This is a genomic window from Rhizobacter sp. P3_B12 (genome assembly GCF_056402895.1).
In genome coordinates this window covers 1-666 of sequence record NZ_JBFUGN010001668.1, presented here as the reverse complement: position 1 = coordinate 666, position 666 = coordinate 1, and the positions used below count along the sequence as shown (strand labels likewise).

Annotated in this window: 1 protein-coding gene; it reads left to right on the top strand. The window is 65.1% G+C overall.

Features of this window, described 5'->3' with window-relative positions:
- The coding region (locus AC1D01_RS37585; RefSeq protein WP_477875030.1) for an ABC transporter ATP-binding protein C-terminal domain-containing protein at positions 1–226 on the top strand (226 nt) is incomplete at its 5' end.
- Between the last annotated feature and the right edge of the window lie 440 nt (positions 227–666).

Genomic DNA, 666 nt, shown 5'->3' with positions numbered 1-666 from the left:
GTGTGCGGGGGTCAACCCGAGCCTGGTCGGTGGCATCAGCGTGCTGCTGAAGGAGCTCAACCGGGAGCGCGGTGGCAGCTTCATCGTGATCGAGCACAACATGGATTTCGTGATGGACCTGTGCCACCGGATCATGGTGATGGTCGAGGGCTCGGTGCTGGCTGTGGGCACGCCGGAGGAGATTCGTGGGAACCGGGAGGTGCTGGATGCGTATCTCGGTGGATGACTGTGACTGTGCGTGCAAAGGCGCGGGTAAGGAGGCTGTGGCTCGCCGGCCGGTGCGGTCTTCGCCCTCTGGAGGGCGAAGACTGCCCTSCGCTGACTGGTTTCATGGCCCGTCGCCCAAACTCCCGCCACTCACTTCGTTCGTTGTGGTCAAACAGTGGGCGACAGTCAGTKCACGAAGCGYGCTGCGCRCGCGGGCCATGAAACCAGCCAGCTCCGGCGCCCCGTCCCTATTGGCGCTCCACAGCCTCCYYACCCGCKCCTTTGCGGCCACCRCCGTRCTGTGTTGGGGGGAAAAGATTGAAGTGACCGACGAAGCGYKCGWGCGCTCGCATGCTCRWCRGKCACTTCARTCTTTTCCCCCCAACMAGAGCGGGYGGTGYTGCGCGGCGGGTGWSGGRMTGGSCKGGGGGCGATTTCTGRGGCGACGGAGAAGATCGG